We start from the raw sequence: 6,595 nt of genomic DNA, 5'->3' as shown, positions 1-6,595 counted from the left end.
CAGGGGCTTGGGCGCCGGGGCGTCGGGCCGCTGGGGCGCTGGGGCGCTGGCTCTTTGTTCCCCACAGCCGCGCTCCCCCGCAAACCTCACCCCCTGACCCACCCCTCGCTACCCCAACACCACCTCCGCTACCCCTTCACGCCCTTCGCACCCCCACAGCGCGCGCCACGGGGTAGCGACCAACACCAAGAGGTAGCGAACGCCAGAACGAGGTAGCAGTAGACACCGCGCACGATGACCGCCGCGCAGGATCACCGCCGCAGGCAACACCCCCCCCCCGGCACACGACGGCGGCCGGGCACCTGAGAAAGGTACCCGGCCGCCGTCGTCATGAACTGAGCAAGCTAGACCAGCAACACTGGTCTGCCGCCCAGCGACGGACTCAGCCCAGCAGCTTGTGGCGCGTGATCGTGGCCTCGCGACCCGCGCCCACACCGATAGCGCTGATGCGCGTGCGTGCCAGCTCCTCGATACGCAGCACGTAGTCCTGCGCGGCCTGGGGCAGGTCGGAGAACTCACGCACGCCCGTGATGTCCTCGCTCCAGCCGGGCAGCTCCTCGTAGATCGGCTTGGCGTGGTGGAAGCCGGTCTGGGTCAGCGGCATCTCCTCGGTGCGCTCGCCGTCGACGTCGTAGGCCACGCACACCGGGATGGTCGCGTGACCGGTCAGCACGTCGAGCTTGGTCATGACCAGGTCCGTCAGGCCGTTGACGCGGCAGGCGTAGCGGGTGACGACGGCGTCGTGCCAGCCGCAGCGACGCGGGCGGCCGGTGGTCACGCCGAACTCGCCACCCTCCGTGCGCAGGCGCTCGCCCATGTCGTCCAGCAGCTCGGTGGGGAAGGGGCCCTCGCCCACGCGGGTCGTGTAGGCCTTGACGACCCCGACCACCGAGTCGATGCGCGTGGGGCCCACGCCCGTACCAGTGCAGGCGCCGCCGGCAGTGGGGTTGGAGGAGGTGACGAAGGGGTAGGTGCCGTGGTCGATGTCCAGCATCGTGGCCTGGCCCGCCTCGAAGAGGACCGTCTTGCCGGCGTCGAGGGCGTCGTTGAGAACCAGAGAGCAATCGATGACCATGGAACGCACGCGCTCGGCATAGGACAGCAGTTCGTCAGCGACCTCGTCCGGGTCGATAGCCGGGCGGTTGAAGACCTTGAGGAACAGACCGTTCTTCTGGTCGAGGGCTGAGTGGACCTTCTGGCGCAGGATCGACTCGTCGAACAGGTCCTGGACTCGGATGCCCACGCGGTTCATCTTGTCCGCGTAGGTCGGGCCGATGCCGCGACCGGTGGTGCCCAGCTGGCGGGCACCAAGGAAGCGCTCGGTGGTGCGGTCGAGCACGCGGTTGTAGGAGGGGATGATGTGGGCGTTGGCGGAGATGCGCAGGCTGGAGGCGTCCTTACCGCGCGCCTCGATCTCGGCGATCTCGTTGAAGAGGACCTCCAGGTCCACCACGACGCCGTTGCCGATGATCGGCACGACTCCGGGCGTGAGCACGCCGGCGGGCAGGAGGTGGAAGGCGAACTTCTCCCCGTCGATGACGACGGTGTGGCCGGCGTTGTTGCCGCCGTTGAACTTCACCACGTAGTCGACGTCCTGACCGAGCTGGTCAGTCGCCTTTCCCTTGCCTTCGTCGCCCCACTGGGTTCCGACGACCACAACGGCTGGCATATGTGCTCCCTGGATTGTCGTTGGCGCGAGTGTGAACACGCCGCCCACCAGCCTACCGGAGCGGCGGGCCGCACGTTCGGATCGGAGGTCTGGGCTGGGGCGCCCGCTGGTTTCGCACGCGCTGGCTTCACGGTCCTCTAGCCCCATGCTCGTCCGCCTTGGCAGACGCGCTGGTCCCGCCAATCCGTCGGTTGAGGCCCTCAACAGTCGATCCCCATCCCCGCCACAACCAAACCGACTGTCCACGGCCTAAACCGACGGACGCATGGGGCAGCGCGGAGGCAATCAGCGCGAGAAGCCAGTGGCTCTTAGCACGCCGCCTCGCGCAGGGCGTCGATCACCCTGCGCTGCACCAGAGCCACGAGGTACCCCAGGAAGGCAACCCCCAGGAGCACCATGAACCAGCCCAGGGCCAGGCGAGAGACCGGCAGCAGGGCGAGCACCGCCGTCGGCACAGCAAGCAGCACCAGGCACACCACCGTACGCCCCAGGTGCCCCACCGCCAGGCGCGCCGCATTGGCCACGTGCGAGCCGACCGTGTTCTCAAAGAAGGCCACCAGCGGCACGAGCCACACCAACACGCCCACCACGATGAGCCCGCCCGCCATCACCAGGCCACGCATGACCGCCAGGAGGGTCGGGCTGAGACCTGCACCGTCAGCAGAGGCGCCCGCGATCTCAGCCTGACCAAGCCACAGGTTCATCGCTCCAGCCAGCGCTCCCAGCACCAGCACGGGCAGCCACCACACCAGCGACTGCGCCAGGTTGCCGCGGAAGGACCGCCACCAGGTACGCACCGTGTAGCTGTCCTCCTCGCGCGCCATCTCCATCGTCACGCGCGCGCACGCCGTGAGCGCGGCGCCGGCCGTGAGCACCGGTAGGCAGGCCAGGAGGGTCAGGATGTTGACGACGACGAGGTCAGCCGCCGAGGACCACGCGCGGTAGAAGGGCGAGTCGAGACGAATAAGTCGGGGCATACGAGCTCCTGGAAGGGCGAAGGTGCAAGGCAAGTATCGCGCCCGTGCCGACGCCGCCCGCACGTCAATTCAGGCCCGGAACCCTCGTTTGCGGTGCCGGCCGTGGCTTGAGAGCCCCCCCCCGTCGTTTCAGGCCCTGAACAGTCGGTTCCGTTGCGGGAAGCATGGGAATCGACTGTTCAGGGCCTGAAACGACGGCGGAGGCGAGCCGAGAGGTCGAGCGCAGGCGAGCCCCGGCGCCGAGCAGACACCAGGCAGAGGCGCCGGCGGGAGGAGGCGGGGTCAGCCCTTGACCGCGCCGGCGGCCACGCCCTCCACAATGTGCTTCTGGCCGAAGAGGTAGAAGATGACGATCGGGATAATCGCCAACACCAGCATGGCCATCTGCGCACCCATGTCACGGTTACCGTTGGAGCCCACGAGCATCTGGATGACGATCGGGATCGTCTTGTAGCGCTCGTCCTGGCCAATGACGAGGTTGGGCAGGAGGAAGTCGTTCCACACCCACATGGCGTTGAGCACGGCCACCGTCACCGAGGTCGGCTTGAGCAGCGGCATCACCACGCGGAAGTAGCTCTGCAGCGGCGAGCAGCCATCCATGTAGGCCGCTTCCTCGATCTCCATAGGGACGGACTTGATGAAGCCGGCGAACAGGAAGACGCTCAGCCCGCCTCCGAAGCCCAGGTAGAGCACGATCATGCCCCAGGGCGTGGCCAGCCCCAGCGTGTCCGCGATCTTGACGGTCGGGAACATGACCAGCTGGAAGGGGGCGATCATCGAGAAGGCGAAGAGGTAGTAGATCAGCGAGGTCCACCAGGTCTTCACACGCGTGATGTAGTAAGCGGTCATTGCCGTCAGCAGCACGATCACGGCCACGGAGCCCACGGTGATGAACAGCGACCAGCCGATCGCCCGCGCGAAGCCGGACAGCTGCAGACCCGTGACGTAGTTGTCTAGGCCTGCGAAGGTCTCGCCGGTGGGTAGTGAGAAGGGCGAGTCGGAGATGTAGAACTTGCCCTTAAAGGAGTTGAGCAGGATGAACATCAGCGGGATGACCCAGATGAGGGAGAGCACCGTCAGCAGTCCGGTCAGCACGTTCTGGCCGGCGGTCTGACGACGGCGAGCCGGCCGGGCCGCCCGCGCCACCGTGGCGGGGGCCTTGGTGGCATCCTGGGTCGCGCCGCTGCGGTTGGTGGCAGGGGCGTGGGCCTGGGCGCTCATGCGTCCACCTCCTTGGCACGGGTCGCGCGCAGCTGCAGCACGGCGATGACGGAGACGATGAGGAAGAAGATGACGGCCTGCGCCTGAGCGACTCCCTGCTTGCCCACCTGCTTGTACATGAGGTCGACAATGTTGAGGGCCGCCATCTGTGTCTGCTTGAGCGGTGCGCCGTTGGTCAGCGCCAGGTTCTGGTCGTACATCTTGAAGGTGTTGGCCAGGGTGAGGAACAGGCAGATGGTGATCGAAGGCATGACCATCGGGATGGTGACGTTGCGCAGCGTGCGCCACTTGGAGGCGCCGTCGATCTGGGCCGCCTCGATGAGCTCGGGCGGCACGTTCTGGAGCCCGGCGATGTAGATGATCATCATGTAGCCCATGAGCTGCCAGTTCACCAGCAGGATCAAGCCGATCATGCCCAGGTGCCAGTCGTTGACGATGGTCTGGTTCCAGTGGCGCAGGATGGCGTTAAGCATGACCTGCCAGGTGTAGCCCAGCACGATGCCACCGATGAGGTTGGGCATGAAGAACACCGAGCGGAAAGCATTGGTGCCACGCAGCTTGCGGGTGAGCAGGTAGGCCAGGGCGAAGGCGCCGAGGTTGACCGTCACGATCGAGATCACCGAGACCAGCGCCGTGAATCCGAGCGCGCGCACGAACCCGGTACCGCCGGCCAGGGCCGTGCGGTAGTTGTCCAGACCCACCCAGGTGGTGTTGGTCAGCGTCGTGAACTTGGTCAGCGACAGGTACAGGCCCATGAAGAAAGGCACGATGAAGGCGATGAGGAAGGCGATCAGCGTGGGGCCGGTGAAGATGAGGAAATACTTCTTAAGCGACTGAGTCATGTGGGCCTCGGATGAGTCACGGGATCTGGCTGCGGGGTTGGACAGACGGGGAGCGACGACGGCGCCGCACCCCCGGTGTGGCGACGGTGCCCGACCGGCTGGCCGGGCGCCGTCGTCATGCCCTCAGGTTGAGGGTCCCGGAAGGGATTGAGCGCGGGTCAGGCGCTCTTCTCCGCCTTCCACTCGGACACGAAGTAGTCCTTGACCGCGTCCCAGTCCTCCGAGCCGGCGGCGTACTGGGCCAGGTGCTGGCCGAGCTGGTCCTTGAAGTCCTGGCTCGGGAAGGTCTGGAAGACCCAGTTGATCGGGTAGAGCTCGGAGTTGCTCATGTAGTCAACGACCTCCTTGCCCAGCGGGTCGGCCGGGGCGAGGTCCGTGAAGGCCGAGTAGGGGGCCATGGAGACCACCGAGTTGTCCGTGAGGAGCTTGGCGCCCTCGGCGTCGGTGAACAGCCAGTTGAGGAAATCGATGGATGCCTTCTGGCTGGCCTCGGAGACCTGGGAGTTGACGGACAGGTAGTTCTCCGTGCCCAGCGCGATGCCGGACTTATCCTCGCCCTCGACACCGACGTAGATCGGCATGAAGTGGATGTCCTCCTCCTTGACCGTGTTGCCCTCGACCTCGGAGATCTGGGACCAGGCCCAGTTTCCGTTCTGGACGAAGGCGGCCTTGCCGAGCGCGAACTCAGCCATGGAGTCCGAGACCGTCTTCGCCGAGGTCTCCGAGGGGGCGATGGTGGAGTTGTTGATGTAGAGGTCGAAGATGTCCTTGTAGTTGTCCGAGTAGGTCAGCTCAAGATCGGAGGTGTCCGTGACCTTCTTGTCGCGGAACTCGTAGTAGACGGGGTAGTTGGCCAGGTGGGTCTGCCAGCGCCAGTCCTCGCCGGGAGCCAGCGAGGTGGAGGCGAAGACGCCGTCGATGCCGAGGTCAGCCTTCTTGGCCTGCATGTCCTCGACAACCTCCTTGAGCTTGTCAAAGCCCTTGATCTCGTCGACGGAGGTCGCCTTGGCGCCGTCGGTGGCGAAGTACTTGTCCAGGATGGCGCCGTTGTAGATCAAGCCGTAGCCCTCGGTGGCCAGCGGGGAGCCGTAGACCGTGCCGGAGTCGTCGGTCAGGGCCATCGAGGAGTCGGTCAGGGCCTTGACGAAGTCGGTGTCCGACAGGTCAAGGGCGTAGTCCTTCCAGGTGGCCAGACCCACGGGGCCGTTGATGTTGAAGATCGTGGGGGCGTCAGACTTGGCGACCTCGGACTGCAGGGTCTGCTCGTAGGTGCCGGACGCGGCGGTGACGACCTTGACGGTCACACCGGTCTTGGCCTTGTAGGCCTCGGCGATGGTCTTGAAAGCAGCCTCAGCCTCGGGCTTGAAGTTGAGGAAGTAGACCGAGCCCTCAGCAGAGTCGGAGTCTGAGCCCGAGCCGCCACCGGAGCCGTTGGAGCAAGCAGCCAGGGTCGCGGCCAGGGCGATGGCCGCAGAGCCGCCGAGCATGGAACGCCGGGAGATGAGTCGCATGTCTTGTCCTCCTTTGGACATCGGATGAGCGGGCGGATGCCCGCTTCGAGAGCGACGACCGCTGGGGAGCTCCGGTCCGGAGGGGCTGGCGCTCACGTGCGGCGTTGACAACTCCATTACACACGAGACAGGCCCTTGCTGCAAGCCTTGCACGGAACTTTACAGAGATTTGACCTTGAGGTTCCGCCGTCTTCCCTGACATCCAGGGCCGATCTCAGCCTTATGCAAGGTCTGTTACATCGGCCATATCACGCCGTTGCTGCGGTTGCGGAGGCCAGGGGAGGGGAGGAAGTCGCCTCCGGCCCGCACGCGCGCAGAGCCCGTGGTCGCCCCCACCCCGGCCCGCACGCCACCGCATCTCCGTCGCCTCTTCCC

General features: G+C 66.0%; 5 protein-coding genes. All 5 read right to left on the bottom strand.

Annotated features, from left to right (window positions below):
* Positions 1-382: 382 nt before the first annotated feature.
* The 5 genes from HMPREF0058_RS02455 to HMPREF0058_RS02435 all read right to left on the bottom strand — a co-directional run bounded on the left by HMPREF0058_RS02455 (position 383) and on the right by HMPREF0058_RS02435 (position 6,220).
* Positions 383-1,669, bottom strand: coding sequence for an adenylosuccinate synthase (locus HMPREF0058_RS02455; protein ID WP_006548087.1), 1,287 nt, complete (start codon positions 1,667-1,669; stop codon positions 383-385).
* Positions 1,670-1,977: 308 nt separating this feature from the next.
* Positions 1,978-2,646 carry a MusI family membrane protein gene (locus HMPREF0058_RS02450; protein WP_006548086.1) on the bottom strand — a complete coding sequence of 223 codons (669 nt, stop codon included), beginning with the start codon at positions 2,644-2,646 and terminating at the stop codon, positions 1,978-1,980.
* A 282-nt stretch (positions 2,647-2,928) separates the two neighbouring features.
* Positions 2,929-3,867, bottom strand: coding sequence for a carbohydrate ABC transporter permease (locus tag HMPREF0058_RS02445; protein ID WP_006548085.1), 939 nt, complete (start codon positions 3,865-3,867; stop codon positions 2,929-2,931).
* The gene (locus HMPREF0058_RS02440) at positions 3,864-4,709 is read right to left on the bottom strand and encodes a carbohydrate ABC transporter permease (RefSeq protein WP_006548084.1); all 846 of its coding nucleotides are present in this window, start codon (positions 4,707-4,709) and stop codon (positions 3,864-3,866) included. The genes HMPREF0058_RS02445 and HMPREF0058_RS02440 overlap by 4 nt, the downstream gene beginning before the upstream one ends.
* Positions 4,710-4,867: 158 nt before the next feature.
* Positions 4,868-6,220, bottom strand: a complete 1,353-nt coding sequence (locus HMPREF0058_RS02435) for an ABC transporter substrate-binding protein (protein ID WP_006548083.1) — start codon at positions 6,218-6,220, stop codon at positions 4,868-4,870.
* Positions 6,221-6,595: the final 375 nt, after the last annotated feature.

The sequence above is a fragment of the Actinomyces urogenitalis DSM 15434 genome (assembly GCF_000159035.1).
Lineage (GTDB): Bacteria > Actinomycetota > Actinomycetes > Actinomycetales > Actinomycetaceae > Actinomyces > Actinomyces urogenitalis.
Note: the sequence above shows the minus strand (reverse complement) of the source record. Positions and strands in the feature narration are given on the sequence as shown.

Coding starts and splice junctions, on each gene's coding strand:
- HMPREF0058_RS02455 (WP_006548087.1), bottom strand. CDS start 1,669: ATGCCAGCCGTTGTGGTCGTCGGAACCCAGTGGGGCGACGAAGGCAAG.
- HMPREF0058_RS02450 (WP_006548086.1), bottom strand. CDS start 2,646: ATGCCCCGACTTATTCGTCTCGACTCGCCCTTCTACCGCGCGTGGTCC.
- HMPREF0058_RS02445 (WP_006548085.1), bottom strand. CDS start 3,867: ATGAGCGCCCAGGCCCACGCCCCTGCCACCAACCGCAGCGGCGCGACC.
- HMPREF0058_RS02440 (WP_006548084.1), bottom strand. CDS start 4,709: ATGACTCAGTCGCTTAAGAAGTATTTCCTCATCTTCACCGGCCCCACG.
- HMPREF0058_RS02435 (WP_006548083.1), bottom strand. CDS start 6,220: ATGCGACTCATCTCCCGGCGTTCCATGCTCGGCGGCTCTGCGGCCATC.